This is a genomic window from Streptomyces sp. NPDC041122, from assembly GCF_055592445.1.
In genome coordinates, this window is sequence record NZ_JBVIYQ010000003.1 from 35,128 (window position 1) to 57,792 (window position 22,665).

The 22,665-nt window shown below is 71.4% G+C and carries 14 protein-coding genes, 5 tRNA genes and 1 pseudogene; 6 read left to right on the plus strand and 14 right to left on the minus strand.

Annotated features, from left to right (window positions below; translation table 11 throughout):
- Positions 1–169: 169 nt before the first annotated feature.
- The 3 genes and pseudogenes from ACZ6B8_RS12395 to ACZ6B8_RS12405 form a co-directional block, all read right to left on the minus strand.
- Positions 170–243 (minus strand) — tRNA-Met (locus ACZ6B8_RS12395).
- Between the two features lie 75 nt (positions 244–318).
- Complete coding sequence (locus tag ACZ6B8_RS12400; protein ID WP_471607221.1) at positions 319–1,545, minus strand: alginate lyase family protein; 1,227 nt, start codon at positions 1,543–1,545, stop codon at positions 319–321.
- Positions 1,546–1,684: 139 nt separating this feature from the next.
- Positions 1,685–1,882: pseudogene (locus ACZ6B8_RS12405) on the minus strand (glycosyltransferase family 2 protein); the annotation flags it as partial.
- 152 nt (positions 1,883–2,034) lie between these two features.
- Here ACZ6B8_RS12405 and ACZ6B8_RS12410 point away from each other — a divergent pair.
- Positions 2,035–2,583: a YceI family protein gene (locus tag ACZ6B8_RS12410; RefSeq protein WP_471607222.1), complete on the plus strand. Its 549-nt coding sequence runs from the start codon at positions 2,035–2,037 to the stop codon at positions 2,581–2,583.
- A gap of 209 nt (positions 2,584–2,792) precedes the next feature.
- On the opposite strand, the gene ACZ6B8_RS12415 is transcribed toward ACZ6B8_RS12410, so the two are convergent.
- The 7 genes from ACZ6B8_RS12415 to ACZ6B8_RS12445 all read right to left on the minus strand — a co-directional run bounded on the left by ACZ6B8_RS12415 (position 2,793) and on the right by ACZ6B8_RS12445 (position 12,481).
- A complete protein-coding gene (locus ACZ6B8_RS12415; protein WP_471089860.1) occupies positions 2,793–3,482 on the minus strand; it encodes a GAF and ANTAR domain-containing protein in 690 nt (229 codons plus the stop codon).
- A 71-nt stretch (positions 3,483–3,553) separates the two neighbouring features.
- Positions 3,554–3,626 (minus strand) — tRNA-Lys (locus tag ACZ6B8_RS12420).
- Between the two features lie 75 nt (positions 3,627–3,701).
- On the minus strand, positions 3,702–5,264 hold the full coding sequence (locus ACZ6B8_RS12425) for an amino acid permease (protein WP_471089863.1): 1,563 nt from the start codon (positions 5,262–5,264) through the stop codon (positions 3,702–3,704).
- 72 nt (positions 5,265–5,336) lie between these two features.
- On the minus strand, positions 5,337–8,459 hold the full coding sequence (locus tag ACZ6B8_RS12430; protein ID WP_471607223.1) for an FG-GAP repeat domain-containing protein: 3,123 nt from the start codon (positions 8,457–8,459) through the stop codon (positions 5,337–5,339).
- 183 nt (positions 8,460–8,642) lie between these two features.
- Positions 8,643–10,913 (minus strand): DEAD/DEAH box helicase, encoded by a 2,271-nt coding sequence (locus ACZ6B8_RS12435; protein ID WP_471607224.1) that lies wholly within the window; start codon positions 10,911–10,913, stop codon positions 8,643–8,645.
- Positions 10,914–11,298: 385 nt separating this feature from the next.
- Complete coding sequence (locus ACZ6B8_RS12440) at positions 11,299–11,874, minus strand: hypothetical protein (protein ID WP_471607225.1); 576 nt, start codon at positions 11,872–11,874, stop codon at positions 11,299–11,301.
- Between the two features lie 256 nt (positions 11,875–12,130).
- Positions 12,131–12,481 (minus strand): metallopeptidase family protein, encoded by a 351-nt coding sequence (locus ACZ6B8_RS12445; protein ID WP_355814710.1) that lies wholly within the window; start codon positions 12,479–12,481, stop codon positions 12,131–12,133.
- Positions 12,482–12,552: 71 nt separating this feature from the next.
- On the opposite strand from ACZ6B8_RS12445, the gene ACZ6B8_RS12450 reads away from it, so the two are divergent.
- The 4 genes from ACZ6B8_RS12450 (at position 12,553) to ACZ6B8_RS12465 (ending at position 14,469) form a co-directional block, all read left to right on the plus strand.
- Positions 12,553–14,103 (plus strand): metallophosphoesterase family protein, encoded by a 1,551-nt coding sequence (locus ACZ6B8_RS12450; protein ID WP_471607226.1) that lies wholly within the window; start codon positions 12,553–12,555, stop codon positions 14,101–14,103.
- A gap of 82 nt (positions 14,104–14,185) precedes the next feature.
- Positions 14,186–14,258 (plus strand) — tRNA-Glu (locus tag ACZ6B8_RS12455).
- A gap of 38 nt (positions 14,259–14,296) precedes the next feature.
- Positions 14,297–14,371, plus strand: a tRNA-Asp gene (locus ACZ6B8_RS12460).
- A 24-nt stretch (positions 14,372–14,395) separates the two neighbouring features.
- Positions 14,396–14,469, plus strand: a tRNA-Phe gene (locus ACZ6B8_RS12465).
- Between the two features lie 566 nt (positions 14,470–15,035).
- On the opposite strand, the gene ACZ6B8_RS12470 is transcribed toward ACZ6B8_RS12465, so the two are convergent.
- The 4 genes from ACZ6B8_RS12470 to ACZ6B8_RS12485 form a co-directional block, all read right to left on the minus strand.
- Positions 15,036–16,199, minus strand: coding sequence for an ABC transporter permease (locus ACZ6B8_RS12470; protein WP_471607227.1), 1,164 nt, complete (start codon positions 16,197–16,199; stop codon positions 15,036–15,038).
- 102 nt (positions 16,200–16,301) lie between these two features.
- Entirely contained in the window at positions 16,302–17,168 is an 867-nt protein-coding gene (locus tag ACZ6B8_RS12475) for a cytochrome c biogenesis CcdA family protein (protein ID WP_471607228.1), read from the minus strand.
- Positions 17,165–18,055 carry a DsbA family protein gene (locus tag ACZ6B8_RS12480; RefSeq protein WP_471607229.1) on the minus strand — a complete coding sequence of 297 codons (891 nt, stop codon included), beginning with the start codon at positions 18,053–18,055 and terminating at the stop codon, positions 17,165–17,167. The genes ACZ6B8_RS12475 and ACZ6B8_RS12480 overlap by 4 nt, the downstream gene beginning before the upstream one ends.
- A gap of 61 nt (positions 18,056–18,116) precedes the next feature.
- A complete protein-coding gene (locus ACZ6B8_RS12485) occupies positions 18,117–18,419 on the minus strand; it encodes a hypothetical protein (RefSeq protein WP_471607230.1) in 303 nt (100 codons plus the stop codon).
- Between the two features lie 227 nt (positions 18,420–18,646).
- Here ACZ6B8_RS12485 and hrpA point away from each other — a divergent pair, with 227 nt between their 5' ends.
- Positions 18,647–22,624, plus strand: coding sequence for an ATP-dependent RNA helicase HrpA (gene hrpA, locus ACZ6B8_RS12490; RefSeq protein WP_471607231.1), 3,978 nt, complete (start codon positions 18,647–18,649; stop codon positions 22,622–22,624).
- Positions 22,625–22,665: the final 41 nt, after the last annotated feature.

Sequence of the window (22,665 nt, forward strand, 5' to 3'; positions counted from 1 at the left end):
TGTCTCCCGCCGACTCCGCGCCCATCACCGCGCTCCACCCAGGGTTCCCCCGGTGGGGAGCGGAGGCGAGCCGGTGCGGGCCGACCGGGTTACGGGGGCGGCGAAACCCGTGGGGGACCGGAAAAAAACCCAGGGCCGGAAGCTGATGCTTCCGGCCCTGGGCCTTCAGTAGCGGGGACAGGATTTGAACCTGCGACCTCTGGGTTATGAGCCCAGCGAGCTACCGAGCTGCTCCACCCCGCGTCGGTGAACACAACACTACGCCATGCGGAGGGGTGCGTCGAACCACTTCCCCGCCACCGCCCCGCACACCGCCGTTCACGGGTTGTCCGCGTGCGTGAGCGTCTCCCACGCCACGAAGAGCCCGTCCGTGCCCTCGGGGCGCCGCTGCTCGGTGAACCGCTCGGTCAGCGGCATGTCCAGGTGCAGCCGCCCCCGCAGGTGGTTGAGGCCGACCTCCGTGTCGGGCCCCATGTCGCGCTGCACCCGGCCGCCGCAGAGCCAGCCCGGTGCCTTCTCGCCCAGCTGGTACCGGGAGTGGAACTCGAAGGCGGCCCGCATCCGCTCCTTGACCTCCCCGTACAGGTCGACGCCCTGGTGGCGGGCGGTCTCCGCCATGTGCGCGGTGGCGGCCAGCGAGTAACTGGCGTGCTTGAGGTTGCGGCAGGTCTCCTGCGCGATGCCGTCGACGAAGGTGCCCTGCCCGAACCAGTACTTCCGCAGCTCGGGGGCGGTGTCGATGCCGCTGCCCGCCGGGGAGACGGGCAGCTTCCCGTCGGACTCCAGATAGAAGTACGCGGGCACGCGGGTGCGGAAGTGGTGCACGGCCTTCTCGAACGCGGCGTGGTCGTCGAGGAAGACGGCCATCGCCATGGTGGCGTCGGCCATCACCAGGTCCCAGTTGCCGTTGAAGTCGGCGGAACCGTCCCTGACCTGGGGCAGGTAGGCGTTGCGCAGCATCCGCTCGAAGCGCAGCAGCGAGCCGTCGTTCCAGCCGTCGTAGGTGTAGCGCACGGCCTCGGCGGCGCGGGCCCAGGAGGTGGCGGCCCACGCGGTCTGCAGCCCGGCGTTGGCCTCCGTGTGCCCGGTGATCACCTTCGACCACGCGTCCATGATCTGCACCGCCTTCTTGGCGTGCGCGCGGTCGCCGGTGATGTTCCAGAGCAGCGCCTGGGTGTACGCGGCGAGGGCGTCCTCACGCTCCTCGACGCAGCCCCGTCCGGGGCGGGTGTCGGGCGGGCACTCCACGACGGGGTACGGGGTCGGCCGGTAGTCGTCCGCCGCGAACCTGCTGCCCCGCATCTGCTCGAAGGCCTTCGCCCAGGGCTGCTCCCCCGCCCTGACGTGGGCGCGCACCCGGTCGAGCTGCTCCTTGCCGACGAGGACGCCGGGGTGCGTGAAGGGCAGGTCGAGGGGGCGCGCGGCGGCCGTACGCGTGCCCGAGCCGCCCCCTTGACCACTCCCGCAGGCCGCGGCGAGGACGAGAAGGGGCACGACGAGCAGACAGAGCGCCCGCCGCCCCGTGCCACGTACGGCTGCGGCCATTGCTGCACCTCCGGATCCACCCGGGGTCGGTCCCACCGCCCCGGCAGTCCAGCGTGTCCCGCCCCGGCCGCCCCCGCCGACCGGACTGCTCCGTTCGGGCGCGCGCCGCCGCTCGGACCGTCCGGACGCGTGCCACCACTCAGATCACCGGCGGCCGCCCCAGTCGCGTCAGCCGCCACACCGTGCGCCACCGCATCGGCCTGCGCCCGCCGCACGGCGTCCGCAGCCCCTCGACGAAACCACCGGCCCAGGCCCGCAGCCCGGCCACCGAGCGCGTGCGGGCCACCGTGAGAAGCGTCCAGACGCCGAGGTGGACGGGGATCAGCGGGAGCGGCAGGGCGCCCCCACTCGACCCCGGGTGGGCCGCCGCTCGAGGGGCCCGGAGAGGGGTGGTCACCGGCGGTATCGTCGGGGCGGGCCGCGACGCCTTCTCCCGTGACCGGTTGCACCGCACGCTTACCGCCTCTTCCCTTCCAGGAGTGACCAAGCATGTCAACCATCACCGAGCTCAGTGAGCTGAGCGGCGAGTACGTCCTCGACACCGACCGCACCCGGCTCGGGTTCATCGGCAAGCACTCCGTGGGGCCCCAAGTGCGCGGCGAGTTCGAGGAGTTCGAGGGCACCGCGCACCTGGACGGCGGCGATCCCGCGAAGTCCGCCGTCCGGCTCACCATCCGGGCGAAGAGCCTGCAGACCCGCAACAAGATGCGCGACGACCCGCTGCGCAAGAAGTTCCTGGACGCCGCCCACCACCCCGACATCACCTTCACCTCGACCCGGGTGGAGCAGGTGGACGGCACTCGGTTCCGCGTCACCGGTGACCTGACGCTGCGCGGCACGACCCGGCCGCTCACCCTGGACGTCGAGTCGACCGGCGGCGAGCGCGACGCGCAGGGCGGGCTCCGCGCCGGCTTCCGGGGCAGCGCCACCATCAACCGCAAGGACTGGGGCGCGAGCGCCAACCCCGTGGACACGCTCGTCGTCAGCTCGAAGGTGACGGTGGAGTTCGAGGTCACGGCGGTCCGCACGTCCTCGTAAGTGTGAGGTGCGCGGAGAGGGGGACCTGGGGAGCAGGCCCGGATGCAGCGGCGTTCCTCTAGAGGGCTCTCCCGGCCAGGTTCCTCCGGTTCAGCAAAGAGCCGGGGGAGCCGCGCGTACGGGGCCGGGAGGTCGGGGAGGCCCGGGAGGCCGCCTAGACCACGGCGTAGACCGGGGAGGCCGGGGAGACCGGGGAGACCGGCGTGCGGTCACTCCACTCCGCCGTGCTCGCACACCCGCCGCGCCACGTCACGCAGCTTTATGTTGTGCTCCTGCGAGAAACGGCGCAGTACGTCGAACGCGGCGTCCTCGGTGATGTGGTGGCGCCCCATGAGGATGCCCATGGCCTCGCCGATGGTGTGCCGGGTGGCCACCGCCTCTTCCAGCTGGGCGTGGCCGCGGGCGCTGGAGAAGGCGACGGCGGCGTGCGAGGCCAGCAGCCAGCCGGCCACCTCGCTGGCCTCGGTGAACGCGCCGGTACGGCAGGAGTAGAGGTTGAGGGCACCGAGGTTCTCGTCCTCGGTGAAGAGCAGGAACCCCATCATGCTGCCCACCCCGAGCTCGCGGGCGCGCGGGGCGTAGGCGGGCCAGCGGGGCTGCTCCCGGGTGAAGTCGGTGACACGGAAGACCCGGTCCCCCACGTCCTTGCGCGCGGCGTCGAGGCAGGGCCCCTCGCCGAGCTCCTCCTGCAGCCGGTCGCTGTCGACGACGAGCTGCTCGGTGGCGGCCAGCGTCTCCACCTTCTTGCCGCGTACGACGAGGATCCCCGCCGCGTCGCAGCCGTCCACCAGGTCGACGGCGGACCCGCTGATCTGGCGCAGCGTGGCACCGACCGACTCCTGCGCCAGGAGGTCGCGCGCCATCGACGCCATCTGCAGCGCGAATCGACGCCAGTCCATGATGTCCGCCCCTTCACCGCAGATATGCACGCAGGCCCAGATCAGACGTCATCTGACCTGGGCCTGAGCCGTAGACCGTGTGGGACTCGAACCCACAACCAATGGATTAAAAGTCCACTGCTCTGCCAATTGAGCTAACGGTCCTCGTCGGTGCACCCCCGAGCATAGCGGGACGGGCCGCGCCATCCGATCGGGTATCGCCGTCGAGGGCCGTGCCGGTTACGGATCCAGGGGTTCCGGAAGGCCCGCGCGGGCCGCGTCACGGGCCCGGGTGCGGGCGTGGTCGGGGTTGAGGAACCAGTGCCTGGCCGACGCCAGCCACCACACCGCCGCGAAGCCGAGGACGACGAGGACGGCGATCGGGGCGTAGTTGAACGTCTCCCAGGTGACCGGCGAGACCTGCGGCAGCATGAACAGGACGGTGATCACCCCGACCCAGGCCACCGCGACCACGCCCACCGGCCGGGACCAGCGCCCCAGGTGCCACGGCCCGCGCTCGAAGGCGTCGCCCTTGCGCAGCCGCAGCAGCGTCGGCACGACGTACGCGATGTAGAGCCCGATGACCGCGATCGAGGTCACCGCCGCGTACGCCGTGACGTTGATCAGGTACGGCAGCCCGAGGACCAGCGCGCCGAGCGCGGCCAGCCAGACCGCCGCGACCGGGGTACGGGTGCGCGGGCTGACGGTGTGCCACAGGTGTGAGAACGGCAGCGCGCCGTCGCGCGAGAAGGCGTAGATCATGCGGGAGTTGGCGGTCACCGACGCCATGCCGCAGAAGAGCTGCGCGCCGATCACGACGAGCAGCAGCAGTTTGCCGGCGGTCGCCCCGAGCGCGTCGAGGAGGATCTGGGCGGGCGGCGCACCCGTCGCCGAGCCGCGGGCCCCCTCGTACGACTGGATGGCGAAGGTGAAGCCGAGCAGCAGCACGAAGCCCGCGATCCAGGAGGTCCAGATGGCGCGGACGATGCCCTTGGGGCCGGCGGTCGAGGCGTCGTGGGTCTCCTCGGTCATGTGCGCGGAGGCGTCGTAGCCGGTGAAGGTGTACTGCGCCATCAGCAGGCCGATGAGGGTGACGTACAGGCCGCTGCCCCAGCCCGTGTTGTTCACGAATTCGGTGAAGACGAAGGACGCCGACTGGTGCGAGTCCGGCGAGAGGGCGAGCGCGCCGACGATGACGGCGACGCCGCCCACGTGCCACCAGACGCTGATGCTGTTGAGCAGCCCGACGATGCCCACCCCGAAGGTGTTGAGCAGCCCGTGCAGCACGAGGATCGCGGCGAAGAGCAGGATCGTGCGCTCCTCGGTGACGGTGAAGTCGAACTGGAGGTTGAGGTACGCGCCGAGGAAGGACGCCGCCCCGAAGTCGATCCCGGCGGTCACGGCGACCTGCCCGAGCACGTTGAACCACCCCGTGAACCACGCCCACGCGGCGGCGGACCGCGCCGGCGCCAGCCGGTGCGCCCAGAAGTAGAGCCCGGCGGAGGTCGGGTACGCGGAACAGATCTCCGCCATGGCGAGCCCCACGAAGAGGGTCATCAGCCCGACCCCGACCCACCCCCAGGTGATGAGCGCGGGCCCGCCGGTGTTCATCCCGAACAGATACATGGTCAGGCACCCGGACAGCACCGAGATGATCGTGAACGAGACGGCGTAGTTGGAGAACGCGGACATGCGCCGCGCGAGGACCTGGGTGTAGCCGAGCTGGGCGAGACGTTCCTCGTCGGAACCGGCGCCGGGTGGTGGTGGCGGGGAGTCGACCTCCCCGACCGAGTCTTTTGTCATGCCCCCAGCGATTCCCTCGCCGGGGGCGTGACATGCGCCCGGGGCCGGCCAAGAGATGGCCCGACCCGACGTTCAGAAGAGGCCCTTGTAGACGCCCCATCCGCTGGCGATCTTCGTACGCCCGGTGAACGAGCCGTTCCCCTTGCCGTCGTTGCGGTAGAGGTTCCCCGAGGTGTCGCGCGCGACCAGGTCGGCCTTGCCGTCCCCGGTGATGTCGCCGACTCCGACGAGCGCGTTGTAGGTGGCGCCCCAGGCGCTGAAGACCTTCACCCGGTCCTGCAGCGTTCCGTCCCCCTTGCCCTCGTACCGGTACAGCGTGCCGTCCTGGTGCCGGGCGAGAACGTCCCCGATCCCGTCACCGTCGAGGTCACCGGCCCCGACGAGCTGCGTATACGTCTTCCACGCGGAGCGGATCTTCTTGCCCGCCGCGAGCGTGCCGTCGCTCTTGGCCGCGAAGAGGTAGATGTCGCCGGTCGTCGCCTTGCGGGCGAGGAGGTCGGCACGGCCGTCCCGGGTCAGGTCACCGGGCGAGGTGAGGACGTCGTACGCGTTCCAGCCGGTGCCGAGTGCCCGGTACGGGGCGGACGGGGACACCGCCTGCCCGCATCCCGGCTGGTAGCCGCGCAGGGCACCGTCGGCCATGCGGACGAGGACGTCGTTGCAACGGTCCTTGTTCAGGTCCCCGAAGGGCACCGCGAGCACCTTGGTGGACCAGCCGCTCGCGGACGACTTCCCCGAGAAGGCGCCCTTGCCGTCACCCAGCTGGAAGGTCAGGCCGCCCGAGGAGTTGAGGGTGAGCAGGTCCCCCGTCCCGTCCGGGTGGGCGGCGATGTCCGGGCCCGCATGGTCATGCCGTACGGCGTCTCCCTCACGCAGCATGACGGTCCCGTGGGTCTCCAACGGCGGGCCCGCCCCGTCCTGCGGCCGGACGGAGAGCTCCCAGTCGTAGGCGCCGTTGGGGAGGAACGTGCCGCCCGTGGCCGCGGGGTCGGCGCCGTGCCAGCCCACCTCCACTTCGCCGTGTGCGACCCCGCCTTCCTCCGTCGCCACGGTCCGGCCGGTGTTCCGGGCGCGGACGGTCAGATTCCAGCCTGCCGCGGGCTTGGAGAGGAGCAGCCGCGTCAGGATGTCCGGCGCGTCGTCCCGACCGGTGGCACGGACCGACGCGGCGTTCTGCTCCCGGCCCATCGACGACAGCGGCTGCACGGGCCCTTCGGACGGCACGAGGTGCACGCGCTCCTGCGCGTCGACGTAGGCGGTGTTGCTGCCGGACTTGTCGACGGTCCAGCGCACATGGCGCTGTGAGACACCGGTGTCGGGCAACTCCCCGATGTCCTGGGTGACGGCCCGGCCGCTCCCGACCGCGGTCCGGGTCAGCTTTCCGGCCCTCTTGTCGTGCGTGACCACATAACCGTCACCGAGCAGCGATTCACCCGCGCGGACAGGCACCGTCCTCTTCTCCGTACGGTCGTACACGCCCGCCGGGCCCTCGGGGCCGCAGCTCCAGTACAGCCAGCGGCCGAGCGCCTGGAGCTCCGTGGGGGCGCAGGAAGAACCGATGGCGAGTTCGGCCACCGTTTCCTTGGTGTCCAGGTCGTATCCGGTGACCGAGCCCGGGGTGGTCCCGGGTGTCCACAGCACACTGCCCCAGAGAGCGGCTGCGCCCGCCTCCCTGGTCACCGTGGGGGAGGCGTAGTTGTCGAGTCGGTAGACGTACTGTTCGGTGGCCGTCGTGTAGAGCACGTAGGCGCCGGACACGTCGGTGATGCTTCCACCGCTCGGCACGGATTTCCTGAAGTGGTCGGTCGCGCCCGGTCCGTGCACCTGGATCAGGTCGTGGCCCTGCTGACGTTCGAGCCATGCGATCCGGCCGTCGGTGGTGCCGTGGACCTGCGCACACCCGACGTCGGCCGCCGGGCAGCCGCTGCTCATCAGCACGTTCGAGTCCGGCGTGAACGAGCGGCGCTCGCCGAAGGCCGGTATGCCGGACGACGGGTGGGGGTCCACTTCACGGACGTAGTCGTCGCGGTGCCCGTTCGACGTGTCGGTGACCAGCAGCCTGCCCTGGGCGAGGGCCAGGCCGCGGACCGCGGCCTTCGGCCGGGGCAGCGGCTTGAACACCGTGGCGGTCGGCCGGCCCGTGCCGTCCACGGCGATGCGCTGCAGGGACTGCTCGTCGCCGCTTCTGCCGACGACGACAGCGGTGCCGCCGGGCCCGGTGGAGATCCCGTTGCCGCCGCTCTTCGCGAGGAGCGTGACGGGGTCGCCGCCCTCGACCGGCGCGGCCATCACCGATGTGTCGGACACGCTGGTGCGCGGCTTGTAGACCAACCAGTCACCGACCATCGCCAGGGTGTTGCCCGGCTTGTAGGTGCTGCCGCCGAGCGGAACGCTCCGGGGTGCACGGGACAGGTCGGAGCGGTCGAACACCAGGACCGTCCGGAGATTGGCGTTGTACACGGCGACACGGCCGGTCGAGAAGGTGACACCCATGTATCCGGCGGGCAGGGCGGCCGTCCAGCTCCTGACCTGGCCGGTACGCGTGTCGACGTCGATGATCCGTTTGGTTCCCTCGATCTCGGCGAGGAAGAACACGGAGGTCGCGTCACCGCCTGCCGGCTGGCCGACCGTACTGCCCGCGGGAAGGCCCGCCACGGTCACGTCGCGCGTCGTCCCGTCCGCTTCCCCGGTCAGCAGGTGCAGGGTGTCGACGGTCGACCGGTCGTCGGCGTCCGTCCCGGTGTGGGTGACGACGGTGGAATCGTAGGTCGCCACGTAGCGCTGGCCTTCGGGAACGCGCAGCTCGCTCGTCGTACGGTCCACGGCGTTCCACAGCTTCACCACGCCGTCGACGGGTTTGGCGGCCAGCACATCGCCGCCGGTGGTCCATGCCAGCTCGGGCGGCATGTTCTCGCCCACCGGGAAGGTCTCGCCGTCCGCGTAACGCGTCCATACGAGGCCCTTGAACCCCTCCAACCGGTGGAAGACCCCCTTGGTGCCCGCCCCGTCCGCTCCCGTGACCTGGTTGGCGATCAGGGACACCCCGAGATCACTGGCACGCGCGGCCGCCGGGACCACCGCCTCGGGCACGTCTTCCGCGGCGGAGGCCGAGAGCTGGAGCGGCCCAAGTCCCGTCGCGACGGCCGCCGCGACGGTCACGGCGACGCCGAGTCGTCTCGCGCGGCGGTGGTTCACACGGGCATGGCGCATCACAGCACGCACAGAAGTCCCTCCCCAGGGTGGGGGAGCGCCCGTCACGGGCTGCGACCGACCCCCCGGCCGACGCGTCCTCCCCCAAAGTCGCCCGATCGTACCGCCGGACACAGCAGTGGCCCCCACCCGATCCGGGTGGGGGCCACTGTTCATGGCTCAATGCCGTCAGCCGTTGCGCTTCCAGCGCGGCTTGTCGTCGCGGCGGCCGAAGGAACCGGTGCCGGTGCCGGAGCGGTCACGGTCGCGGTTGAACGACGGGCGGTCGTGGCCGCCGGAGCGGGCGCCGCCGGAGGGGCGGTCGTCGCGGCGGTCACGGTTGAACGGACGGTCGCTGCCGCGGTGGCCGCCGGAGGGGCGGTCGTCGCGACGGAAGCCGCCACTGCGGTTGTCGTCCCGGCGGAAGCCGCCGCCGCGGTTGTCGTCACGGCGGTCACGGTTGAAGCCACCGCCACGGTTGTCGTCACGACGCTCGAAAGAACGGCCACCACGGTTGTCGTCACGACGGTCACGGCTGAAGCCGCCACCACGGTTGTCGTCACGACGCTCGAAAGAACGGCCACCACGGTTGTCGTCACGACGGTCACGGCTGAAGCCGCCACCACGGTTGTCGTCACGACGCTCGAAAGAACGGCCACCACGGTTGTCGTCACGACGGTCGTCACGGCGGTCGCGGTTGAAGCCGCCACCACGGTTGTCGTCACGGCGGTCGCGGCTGAAGCCACCGCCGCGGTTGTCGCCGCGACGCTCGTAGTTGCCGCGCTCGTCGCGCTGCGGACGGCGGTTGTCGTACGAGGAGGAACGCTCGGCCACGGGGGCCGGCTGCTCCGGCACCGACACGGCGGCGGCCTCGACGACCGCCTCGGCGGCGGCAGCGGCCTCGGCGACCGCGGCCTCCGGGTCGTCGCCGCGCTCGCGGGCGGCACGCGCGGTGAGGCGGTCGGCCTCCTCGCGCAGCTCGGCGGCGCGGCGCTGCGCGCGCTCCAGCTCCTTGGTGAGGTCCTTGACCTCACGCTCGGCCTGGGTCGCGGCGTTGCCCGCGGAGTCGGCCTGCACCTCGGTCATGGAGCGGGCGCCGGTGATCTCGGCGACCTCCGGGTCGAAGGTGCCGCCGCCGTTGATGATGTGGCGGCTGGCGTCGACGCCGGCGTCCTCCATGAGGCGGAAGATCTGGCGGCGCTGGTGCGGGAGGGACAGCGAGACGACCGTGCCGCTGCGGCCCGCGCGGGCCGTACGGCCGGAGCGGTGCAGGTAGTCCTTGTGGTCGCCGGCCGGGTCCACGTTCAGGACCAGGTCGATGCCGTCGACGTGGATGCCGCGGGCGGCGACGTCGGTGGCGACGAGGGCGTTGACGTAGCCCTTCTTGAAGTCCTCCAGGACGCGCGTACGGGCGCCCTGCGTCATGCCGCCGTGCAGCGCGTCGGCCTTCACGCCGGAGTCGCAGAGCTGCTCGGCGATGCGGTCGGCACCCAGCTGGGTGCGGACGAAGATGATCGTGCGGCCCTTGCGGGCGGCGATAGCGGCCGTGACCGGCGCCTTGTCGCGCGGCTTCACGATCAGGATGTGGTGGGTCATGGTCGTGACGTTGCCCTGGGCGCTGTCGACCTCGTGCGTGACCGGGTTGTTCAGGTAGCGCTTGACCAGCGTGGAGATCTCGTTCTCCATCGTGGCCGAGAACAGCATGCGCTGGCCGCCGGACGGGACCTGGTCGAGCAGCTCGGTGACCTCGGGCAGGAAGCCCAGGTCCGACATCTGGTCGGCCTCGTCGAGGACGGCGATCTGGGTGTTCTCCAGCGAGCAGGCGCCGCGGCTGATGATGTCGCGCAGCCGGCCCGGGGTGGCGACGAGGATGTCGACGCCGCGCTCCAGGGCGTAGATCTGGTTGCCCATCGACGTACCGCCGCAGACGACCTTCATCTTCAGGCCGAGCACGTCGCCGTACGGCTGGAGGGCGTCCGCGACCTGCATCGCGAGCTCACGCGTCGGCGTGAGGATGACGCCGCGGGGCTTCTTCTTCTCGGTGCGGCCCTCGGCGGCCAGCGTCGCCAGCATCGGCAGACCGAAGGAGAGGGTCTTGCCGGAGCCGGTGCGGCCACGGCCGAGGATGTCCTTGCCGGCCAGGGCGTCCGGGATGGTCGCGGCCTGGATCGGGAAGGGGGTGGTCACGCCGTTCTGCGCGAGCTTGCGGACGACGCCCTCGGGCAGACCGAGGTCCGCGAAGGTGGTCTCGGGCTCGGCGTCGGCGGGGACGGCCTCCGCGTCGGCGGGGGCCTCGGTGTCGTCCTGCGCCTCGACGGCCGGGGACTCGACGGTCTCGGCGGCCTGGGCGACCTCTACGGTCTCGACGGTCTCGACGGTCGCGGGGGCCTCGACAGCCTCGACGATCTCGGTGATCTCGTTCTCGGACAGAACGGCGTTGTCAGAACTGGAAATGGACATGCGAAATGCGAAACCTTCCGGAGTCTCGGCACGCGCCCGTCAACTCCGTGATTTCGCAATGGACCGCCTCTATGCGGTCAGCCACGGCAAGGGAGAGTACGCGCCACGCGGCGCTCTTCTGTGTCGGCGCCGGGCAAATGGGATCAAACGATCTACCACCATACGCACCCCCCACCCCGGATGGCAAACCGCCCCCTTTCCGGGGCCGGCCACCCCCGTGTCCGCGGCCACCTCACCGTGCCTCGAACCGCCCTCCCGCCGGGACCGCCAGAGACGACCTGGGACCGCCGGGGACCGCCGGGGACGACCTGGGCCCGCCAGGGACCGCCCGGGACGGCCTGGGACCGCCCCCGGGACCGCACGGACCGCCCATGCCCATCCGGAACTACCTCGGCCCGGCCTCGGGCGACGGCTCCCGCCCCACGATCTCGGCGTTCCGCCGCTGCAGCTGGGCGTTCTGCCCGGACCCCTCGTGCGCCGAGGAGGACGGCTCGGGGGTGGTCGGGTCCGGCGTCGGGGTCGGGGTGGGCTTCGGCGGATCGGGCGCCGGGGTCGTCCGGGTCGGCGTCGGCCGCGGCCGGGTGGGCGTGGGCCGCCCCGGCCCGCCCGGCTTCGGCGGCTTCGCGGAGGCCGACGTGCCGGACGACTCCGCGGGCCTGGCGCCGCCCTGCTCCGACTCGCCCCCGCCGGCCGCGTGGCCCTTCCCGCGCCGCTTGCCCTTGCCCTTCCCCTTGCCCTTGCCGTCGCCCTTCGCGCCGTCCTTGCCGAGCTCGTCCCCGCCCTCGACGTCACCGCCCTGCGTCACGGGACCGCCGTCGGGCGCGGCCGCACCGCCGCGGTGCCCGGCGGACCGGCCGGGGCCCGGGGTGGCTCCGTCGTCACTGACGCTCATGCAGCCCGCGGTCGCCGCCACGGCCACCGCGACCGCGGCCCAACGGACGGAAACGTAGAACTGGCGCACGGCCGAGCACCTCCTGAGGCGCTGAGAATCGAGACGCCCTGCCCAACTCCCGCGGCCCGCAAGAGGACACGGAGGGCAACCCCCCGAGGGCCCGCCGCGGGGCCCGCACATCAGGGCGGACGCACGTACGCCCGGACCCCGCTCGGCCCCGGCCCGCCGCGCCCGGCAGCCGCACCCATCCGCCCCACCTGACCCACCTGACCCACCCGGCCCACCGCGCCCAGCCACCCCACCCGGCCGCCGCGCCCCGCCCGACTCAGCCGTACCCGAGCGCGTGCAGCCGCGCGTCGTCGATCCCGAAGTGGTGCGCCACCTCGTGCACCACCGTGATCTCCGTCTCGGCGACGGCCTCCTCGCGCGAGCCGCACATCCGCAGCGTCGGGCCGCGGTAGACGGTGATCCGGTCCGGCAGCACGCCCGCGTACCACTCGCCGCGGTCGGTCAGCGGAGTCCCTTCGTAGAGCCCGAGCAGCTCGGGGTCGTCGGAGGGCGGCTCGTCCTCGACGAAGACGGCGACGTTGTCCATCAGCCGCGTCAATTCCGGCGGAATCCGGTCGAGCGCCTCGCCGACCAGTTCCTCGAACTCCTCGCGCGTCATCTCCAGCACTCCCCCATTGTCGGCCACGCCGCCGCTGCCGTCCCGGCATACCTGACGCGCCAATTGGGCATACGGGACCAATGGCCCGCGACTTCACCGTCGTCCCCCAGGGCGTGCGCAGGGCGGGCACCGCCCTCGTAGGCCACTACCGCGCTCGCCGCGCCCACCCCACCAGCGAGCTGACCAGCCCCCCGCACCCCTACGCCCGCGCCCTCGGCCTGATCCTGGTCGTCGTCCTCGGCGCCTGGCTGGGCCTCCTCGTCGTCGGCAGCGTCCGCGCCCCGGTCGGCCCCATGGACACCCGCATGACCCTGCGCCCGTCCGTGTCCGGCGGCACGAAGATCAACGTCTCGCCGCTGGGCGCCCTGGAACTCCGCTCGCACGTCGCCCCGCTCCGCCTCGACGTCGACGTGGACCGCCTCGACCCGGTGCGCGCGCAGGCCCTGGTCGACCACCCCGAGCGCCTCTCCGGCCTTCAGGAGGAGGTCGCGGACGACGTCGGCCACGGCACGCTCGACCTCGCCGTGCGCTCCTGCGTCGCCGTCGTCTCCGGCGCCACGGCGCTCGGCCTCGCCGTCTACCGCCGCCCGCGCCGCGCCCTGGCCGCCGGCGGCCTGGCCCTCGCCCTGCTCGCGGCGTCCGGCACGGTCGCGTACGCCACCTGGAACCCCAAGTCCGTCCTCGAACCGAAGTTCTCCGGCCTGCTCAGCAGCGCCCCCTCGGTGGTCGGCAACGCCCGCAGCATCGTCAGCGAATTCGACGTCTACCAGCAGGAGTTGGCGCGCCTCGTGACCAACGTGACCAAGCTGTACGACGTGACGTCCACGCTCCCCGCCTACCGGCCGGACCCCACCACGATGCGGGTCCTGCACGTCTCCGACATCCATCTCAACCCGGCCAGCTGGAAGATCATCTCGTCCCTCGTCGAGCAGTACGACATCGACGTCATCGTCGACTCGGGCGACACCATGGACCACGGCTCGGCCACCGAGAACGGCTTCCTCGACCCGATCGAGGACCTCGACGCGCCCTATGTGTGGGTGCGCGGCAACCACGACTCGCGGACCACCCAGCGCTATCTGGAGCGCCTGAAGAACGCGCACGTCCTGGACGACGGCAAGGCCGTGTCGATCGCCGGCCTGCGCTTCGCCGGGATCGGCGACCCGCAGTACACCCCCGACCGCTCGGTACGGGCCGAGGGCGACGCGGTCGAACACATGGCGGGGATACGGCTGGCCTCCGCGCTGCGCGCCGAGCGGGCGGCCGGGACCCCCGTCGACGTGGCGATCGCGCACAACCCCACGGCGGCGCGGGAGACGGACGGCGAGGTGCCGCTCGCCCTCGCGGGCCACGTGCACCACCGGGACATGGACGTCCTGGAGGGCGGCACGCGGCTGCGCGTCGAGGGGTCGACGGGCGGCAGCGGGCTGCGCGCGGTGGAGGGGAAGTACCCCGACCCGGTCGAGGCGTCCGTGCTCTACCTGGACCGTACGAGCAAGCGGCTGCAGGCCTGGGACGAGATCGAACTGGGCGGACTCGGCCTCACGAAGGCGGAGGTCAGCCGCCATCTCCCCAAGGAGAACCGCCCCGGGGCGCCCACCTCGCCGCCACCCTCCACCCCCTCCCCGTAAACCGTTTTGGCGATAGCTCCCCGCATCCCATATGCTTCTCACGTCCCCGACGCGCTGCAAGGCGCACACGGCGGGCCTCTTAGCCCTCATCGTCTAGTGGCCCAGGACGCCGCCCTTTCAAGGCGGTAGCACGGGTTCGAATCCCGTTGGGGGCACGCAACACCTGTGCGAGACTGGTGCTCGCACAAAGCTTGGTCCTGTGGAGCAGTTTGGAGTGCTCGCCACCCTGTCAAGGTGGAGGCCGCGGGTTCAAATCCCGTCAGGACCGCTTGCGATTCCTCGCGGATCGCGTGGCTGGGTAGCTCAGTTGGTACGAGCGATCGCCTGAAAAGCGATAGGTCGCCGGTTCGATCCCGGCCCCAGCCACCTCTTCCAGAAGCCCCGCCGATCCCGGCGGGGCTTCTGCGTTTTCCCCCTACCCGGCACGGCCCTCTTGAGGTCCCCCTCGCGGGTGGGCAAGGGGCTTCTCCCCGGCTCTCGCCGGCTCTCCGCTGCCAGCCCAAACAGTCCCGCCGCTCCGCGGCGGATGTCTCCCACCCACCCGTTCACCCCGCGACGCAGGGTTGGAGTGGGAGCGGGTGGGTCGGGGCTCGCTCCGCCCGGTCCGCGGGGGTGGTGGGCTTACCGGCCAGGTGCGGCGGAGGAATGAGGGGGCATGGCGTGTGGGGTCGGCTCACTGGCCGGAGGCTTGGGCGGCGCCACCGGCCGGCACCCGCGTACGAGACGGGAGGGGACGTGGGGGTATGTGCGCACGGAGCACCGAGCCCGCAATAGCAACATTGTCCGCGAGGCAGTGGCGCAGGGATGGCGAGTACGCACATACCCCCGCGGCCCCGCACCCACAGACGGACCCAAGGCGCGGCCCCCAGGCGCAAACCCCAGCCCAAAGCACACCCACGCCCACACCTCAAGACGACCCCAAGCGCAGCCGCCTACGCCCCCGCATGAGCCGGCACACTCACCCGCCCCCCGGGATGCCGGTGGCGCCAGACCCAGAACACCGTGCTGGACAGCAGCGCCCACCCCGCCAGCACCAGGAACGGGAACGCATGCTGGTGGCCGCCGAAGTACACCGCCGTGTGCTGCGCGTTCACCGACGCCCCCGGCGGCAGCCACTGCCCGATATGGCCCAGCACCGACGGCAGCAGCGGCCACGACACCGCGCCGCCCGACGACGGGTTCCCGAGGAGCACCATCAGCCCCCACGTCGGAATCATCGCCCACCGCCCGAACAGCGTGTTGAACATCGTGAAGACCATCCCCGACGTGAACATCGTCAGCGCGAGGATCAGCCAGGACTCCACGAACGGCAGGTCCAGCGCCCCCAGCCACCAGTCCACCACCGCCGCGATGACGAACGCGCCGAGCAGCGCGTACAGCACCGTGAACCCGATCCGTTCCGCCGGATTCAGCCCGCGCGCGTGCACGCTCAGCTGGATCGCCCCGACGAAGCCGATGATCACGGCCGCCAGCGAGATGTAGAAGATGGCGAGCCCGCGCGGGTCCCCCTCCTGCAGCGGGTTCACGTCCTTCACCGCCACCGTGACCCCGGCCTTCTCCCCCACCTTCGGCGCGGTCTCGGCGAGCACCTGCGCCACGGAGGCACCGGACGCCCCGGACACGTCCAGCGTCACCCTGTCGGAAGCCTTGCCCGACGGCACGTCCAGGATCGCGAAGACCTTCTGCTCCTCCATGTCCTCGCGCGCCGCCGCCCGGCTCTCGTACCGCCGCACCTCCAGCGACGCGTTCAGCGCCTTCTCCATGCCCTCCAGGAACGCCTTGCCGCGCGCCGAGTCCGAGGAGTTCACCACCGCGGTGGGGATGTGATGGGGGGTCGGCTTCGCCATGGAGTACGTGTACGAGCCCGCGAAGAGCCCCGCCGCGGCCGCCAGGATGAACACCAGCACGGTCGCGGGCAGGAACGGCGACTGCTTGAACGCGTCCCACCGCTCGCTCCGGGTGGGCACCCGCCCGTGCGCCCCGTGCGCGGGATGCGCTCCACGCACATCCGCCCCAGACGGCTCCCGCTCCCGTTCCTGCTCCTGCTCCTGCTCCCGTTCCCGCTCCGGCCCTCGCTCCATCTCCTCATCAGGCATACGAATACGCTAAACCACGTAAAAGTATCCGACCTACCCAGTACGCCCACTAAGCACCCAGTACGCCCACTAAGCACTCAGTACACCCACTACCCGGCCAGATCACTCACCAGCTGACGAAACGGACTCCGACCTCCTCCGCCGCCACCCCCGCGCCGCCAGCGCCACCCCCACCAGCACCACGACACCGACCAGGAGCACCGAGTCCGGCACCGCGCGGCCCACGCCCCCGGCCCACTGCTCCACGGCGAACGAGTCGTCCACGTCCAGCAGTCCCGGCAGCGCCGTCGTCCCGTCGTAGGCCAGGAACAGCACCCCGAGCCCGACGAAGAACAGCCCGGACAGCAACGACGTCGTGTGCAGCTCGACCCGGCCGGGCCACCCCGACCGGCCGAGCCGGAACGTCCGCCCCCGCAGCCACCCGCGCCGCCCCAGGTCGAACCGCTCCCAGAGCAGCGCGAGCAGGAAGAGCGGCACGGCCATGCCCAGCGCGTACACGGCGAGCAACAGCCCGCCGTAGACCGGGCTGCCGCTCACCGCCGCCACCGTCAGGACGCTGCCGAGGATCGGGCCGGCGCAGAACCCGGCGAGCCCGTACACCGCCCCCAGCGCGTAGACCGAGAAGGCCGTCGTCGGACGGATCCGGCCCGAGAGCTCCGCCATCTTCCGCGAGGCGAACCCCATGCCGAGGATCTGCAGCACCCCGAGCCCGATGATCAGCCACCCGGCGACGAGCACCAGCTGGTCGCGGTGGCCGAAGAAGAACCGCCCGGCGTAGGACCCGGCGGCGCCGAGCGGCACCAGCGTGGTCGCGAGCCCGGCGTAGAAGATGCCGGTCCGTGCGACGAGACGCGAGGCGGAGTCGATCGAGTAGGCGAAGAAGGCCGGCAGGAGCAGGGCGCTGCACGGGCTGACGAGGGCGAGCAGACCGCCCAGGAACGCGGCGAAGTACCCGACATCGGCGGTCACTCCGCACCACCCATGCCCTGACCGCCCCGACCGCCCTGTCGATCCTGACCGTCCTTGCCGTCCTTGCCGTCCTGGTCGTCCTGAGCGCCCTCAGCGCCCTCAGCGCCCTCAGCGCCCTGACGCTGTTTCTCGTCCCTCCCCGAGGGCTTCGCGTCGAGCGCCGCCGTCTCGATGGCCTGGCGGAAGACCTGGTCCGGCTGCGCGCCCGAGATCGGCCGGCCGTTGACCAGGAAAGAGGGCGTCGACGCGGCGCCGAGCCCGTAGGCCTCCTCCTGGTCCTTGCGCACCGCGTCCCCCGCCGCGTCGCTCCCCGCGTCCGCGACGAACCGGCCGACGTCCTTGACCCCGGCCTCCTTCGCGAGCTCCTTCAGACGGTCGTCGCCGAACCCCTTCTCCTTGGAGTCTTCGGCGTACGCCGCCTCGTGGAACTGCCAGAAGCGGCCCTGGCGCCCCGCCGCCCACGCGCCGCGCGCGGCCCGCTCGGAGTCCTTGCCGAAGATCGGGAAGTTGCGCCATTCGATGCGCAGGGTGCCGTCGGCCACGTACTTCTTCACGAGGCCCGGCTCGGTGTCGCGGGCGAACTTCCCGCAGAAGCCGCACTTGAAGTCGGCGTACTCGATCATCACGACGGGCGCGTCCGCGCGGCCGCGCGCGAGCGGGTCCTTCGCGTCGCGCCGCGCGAGCGCCTCCAGCTCGGGGTGGACGCCTTCCCGCGAGCCGGCCTCGGGGGAGGCGCCGGCGGCCTCCTCCTTCACGGTGCGGTCGCCGGAGTCCTCCGGCTTGGTCGCCGTGTACGAGGCGACGCCGAGCAGCAGCGCGGCCACGGCGACGCCCGCGCCGATGGCGACGTTCCTGCTCTTGTTGCTCTTGGTGTCGTTCTTGGGCATCAGAGCGATCTCTCTTGTCCTGTTGTACGTCGATGAAGGGGCCCCTGAGGTCAGGGGCCTCCTACACGCGCAGGACCGAGAGATCGATCGGGGAGGGCGGGTCGAGGGCGGGCGGCGCGCGGCCGGGCGCCATCGACGGGACGGTCCGGACGACGCCGCACGCGCCGGTCGCGGCGTGCGCGTCGTACAGCGCGGGCAGCAGCTCCTGCGCCGCACCGGTCCGCGCCGGTGTCCCCGGCACGTGGTCCGCGTCCTGCGGGCTGCCCTTGCCGCAGCCGGGGCGGGGCGCCCCGGTCGCCGCTGCCGAGGCCGTCGCCGGCGTCGCTCCGGTCACCACGGGAGCCGTGGACGCAGCCGTGGACACAGTCGTGGAGGCTGTCGTGGAGGTGGCCGCCGACGAAGCCGGCGACGAAGCGGACCCTCGGCCTCCGCAGAACACCCCGAGCACGAGCACGACGAGCAGCACCCCCAGCAGAGGGGGCCACGAAGCACGCGCACGGGACAGCATGCGCGAAATCGTACGTGCCGGGGCGCCCCGGCAGAGAAATCGGTTCGCCAGCCTCGAGCCGCGGGTGAGATCCTGGAACCCGTATGTCTACGCAGCCCGCCCTCACCCTCGACGCCCTCGCCTCCCGTCTGTCCGAGCTCTCGCTGCGCGACGAGCACCGGATCGGCCGGCGGCTGGAGGGCGCCCGCCGGATCCGCAAGCCCGAGGCCCGCGCCGCCGTCCTCGCCGAGATCGCGGCGGACGTGGAGAAAGCCGGGGCGCGGATGGCCGAGCGCGGCTCGCGGCTGCCCGTGATCACGTATCCGGAGCAGCTGCCGGTCAGCCAGAAGAAGGACGACATCGCCGAGGCGATACGCGACCACCAGGTCGTGATCGTCGCGGGCGAGACCGGCTCGGGCAAGACCACGCAGATCCCCAAGATCTGCATGGAGCTCGGCCGGGGCGTGCGCGGCATGATCGGGCACACCCAGCCCCGCCGCATCGCGGCCCGCACGGTCGCCGAGCGCGTCGCCGAGGAGCTGGACACCCCGCTGGGCGAGGCCGTCGGCTGGAAGGTCCGCTTCACCGACCAGGTCGGCGCGGACACCTACGTGAAGCTGATGACGGACGGCATCCTGCTGGCCGAGATCCAGACCGACCGCGAGCTGCGCGCGTACGACACGATCATCATCGACGAGGCCCACGAGCGGTCCCTCAACATCGACTTCCTGCTCGGCTACCTCGCCCAGCTGCTGCCGAAGCGGCCGGACCTGAAGGTCGTGATCACCTCCGCGACCATCGACCCCGAGCGGTTCTCGCGGCACTTCGGGGACGCCCCGATCGTCGAGGTCAGCGGGCGCACGTTCCCCGTCGAGGTCCGTTACCGTCCGCTCCTCGAAGAGGACGGCGACGACTCCGACCGCGACCAGATCACCGCGATCACGGACGCCGTCGAGGAGCTGCAGGGCGAGGGCAAGGGCGACATCCTCGTCTTCCTCTCCGGGGAGCGCGAGATCCGCGACACGGCGGACGCGCTGAACAAGAAGAACTTCAGGTTCACGGAAGTCCTGCCGCTCTACGCCCGGCTCTCGCACGCCGAGCAGCACCGCGTCTTCCAGCAGCACACGGGACGCCGCATCGTGCTCGCGACCAACGTCGCCGAGACCTCGCTGACGGTCCCCGGCATCAAGTACGTGATCGACCCGGGCACCGCCCGCATCTCCCGCTACAGCCACCGCACGAAGGTGCAGCGGCTGCCCATCGAGGCGATCAGCCAGGCCAGCGCCAACCAGCGCAAGGGCCGCTGCGGGCGTACGTCGGACGGTATCTGCATCCGCCTCTACAGCGAGGACGACTTCCTCTCGCGGCCCGAGTTCACGGACGCGGAGATCCTCCGTACGAACCTCGCCTCCGTCATCCTGCAGATGACCGCCGCGGGTCTCGGCGACATCGAGAAGTTCCCCTTCATCGACCCGCCGGACCATCGCAACATCCGCGACGGCGTCCAACTCCTCCAGGAACTGGGCGCGTTGGACCCCGCCCAGAAGGACCCGAAGAAGCGGCTCACCCAGCAGGGCCGCAAGCTCAGCCAGCTGCCCGTGGACCCCCGCCTTGCCCGGATGGTCCTGGAGGCCGACAAGAACGGCTGTGTGCGCGAGGTCATGGTGATCGCGGCCGCGCTCTCCATCCAGGACCCGCGCGAGCGCCCGGCGGAGAAGCAGGCGCAGGCCGACCAGCAGCACGCCCGCTTCAAGGACGAGACGAGCGACTTCCTCGCCTTCCTCAACCTGTGGCGGTACGTGCGGGAGCAGCAGAAGGAGCGCGGCTCGTCGTCCTTCCGCCGGATGTGCAAGGCGGAGTACCTGAACTTCCTGCGCATCCGCGAGTGGCAGGACATCTACACGCAGCTGCGCACGGTCGCCAAGCAGATGGGCATCCACCTCAACGAGGACGACGCCCCCGAGCAGCACGTCCACATCTCCCTCCTGTCCGGCCTGCTCTCCCACATCGGGATGAAGGACGTGAAGGAGTCGAAGGAGAGCAAGGACAAGGACCCGCGGCAGCGCGGCGGGCGGAACGAATACATCGGCGCGCGGGGCGCGAAGTTCGCGGTCTTCCCCGGCTCGGCGCTCTTCAAGAAGCCGCCGCGCTTCATCATGTCGGCCGAGCTGGTGGAGACCTCCCGCCTGTGGGCGCGGGTCAACGCGCGCATCGAGCCCGAGTGGGTCGAGCCGCTCGCCCAGCATCTGCTGAAGCGCACGTACAGCGAGCCGCACTGGGAGAAGGACCAGGCGGCGGTGATGGCGGTCGAGAAGGTCACGCTGTACGGCGTGCCGATCGTCACCGACCGCAAGGTGAACTACGGCCGCATCGACCCCGAGGTCTCCCGCGACCTGTTCATCCGCAACGCCCTGGTCGAGGGCGACTGGCGCACGCACCACAAGTTCTTCGCCGCCAACCGCAAGCTCCTCACCGAGGTCGAGGAGCTGGAGCACCGGGCGCGGCGCCGCGACATCCTCGTCGACGACGAGACCCTCTTCGACTTCTACGACCAGCGGGTCCCCGCGGACGTCGTCTCGGGCGCCCACTTCGACTCCTGGTGGAAGAAGCGGCAGCGTGAAGAGCCCGAACTGCTCGACTTCGAGCGGTCGATGCTCATCAACGAGAAGGCGCAGGGCGTCTCCAAGGCGGACTATCCCGACGCGTGGCGCCAGGGGCAGCTCACGTTCCGGGTGACGTACCAGTTCGAGCCGGGCGCGGACGCGGACGGCGTGACGGTCCACATCCCGCTCCAGGTCCTGAACCAGGTCACCGACGAGGGCTTCGACTGGCAGATCCCGGGGCTGCGCGAGGACGTGGTCGTCGAGCTGATCCGCTCCCTGCCGAAGCCGGTCCGCCGCAACTACGTGCCGGCGCCGAACTTCGCGAAGGCGTTCCTGGAGCGGGCCGTGCCCCTTCAGGAGCCGCTGCATGTGACGCTGGCGCGCGAGCTGCAGCGGATGGTCGGGGTTCCGGTCTCGCCGGACGACTTCGACCTGACCCGCGTACCGGACCATTTGAAGATCACGTTCCGGATCATCGACGAGCGACGCAAGAAGCTCGCCGAGGACAAGGACCTGGAGGCGCTGAAGCTGCGGCTGAAGCCGAAGGCCCGCCAGGCGCTCTCGCAGGCCGCCGCCGCGACGGCGGAGCGGTCGGGCGGCGCGGCGGTCGAGCGGTCCGGCCTTGACGACTGGACGATCGGCACGCTCTCGCGCGTCTTCGAGACCCGCCGGGCCGGCCAGCCCGTGAAGGCGTACCCCGCGCTCGTGGACGACGGCGACACGGTCTCCGTACGGCTCTTCGACACCGAGGCGGAGCAGCAGCAGGCGATGTGGCGCGGCACCCGTCGCCTCATCCTGCGCAACATCCCGGTGAATCCGGCCAAGTTCGCCTCGGACAAGCTCAGCAACCAGCAGAAGCTCGCCCTGTCGGCGAACCCGCACGGCTCCATGCAGGCCCTCTTCGACGACTGCGCGATGGCCGCGGCGGACCAGCTGATCGCGGACTTCGGCGGCCCCGTCTGGGACGAGGAGTCGTACCGCAAGCTCTTCGACAAGGTGCGCGCGGAGATCGTCGACACCACGGTGCGGGCGGTCGGGCAGGTGCAGCAGGTCCTCGCCGCCTGGCAGGCGTGCGAGCGCCGCCTGAAGTCGGCGAGGAGCCCGGCGCTGCTCGCCAACCTCGCGGACGTGCGGGAGCAGCTGAACTCGCTGGTCAAGCCGGGCTTCGTGACGGAGACGGGCCTGCGGCGGCTCGCCGACCTGATGCGGTACATGGTGGCGGCGGACCGGCGCCTGCAGCAGACGCCGACGAACGTCCAGCGGGACACCGCGCGCATGGAGAAGGTCCGCGAGATGCGCGACGAGTACCTGTGGCTGCTCGAACAGATGCCGCGGGGCCGGCCCGTCCCGCAGGAGGTCCTGGACATCCGCTGGATGATCGAGGAGCTCCGGGTCAGCTACTTCGCGCACGCGCTCGGCACGGCGTACCCGGTCTCCGACAAGCGCATCGTGAAGGCGATCGACGCGGCCGCACCGTGATCGCCCGGCAGCGCAGCGTGAGTTCGACCGCCGGGCCTGCA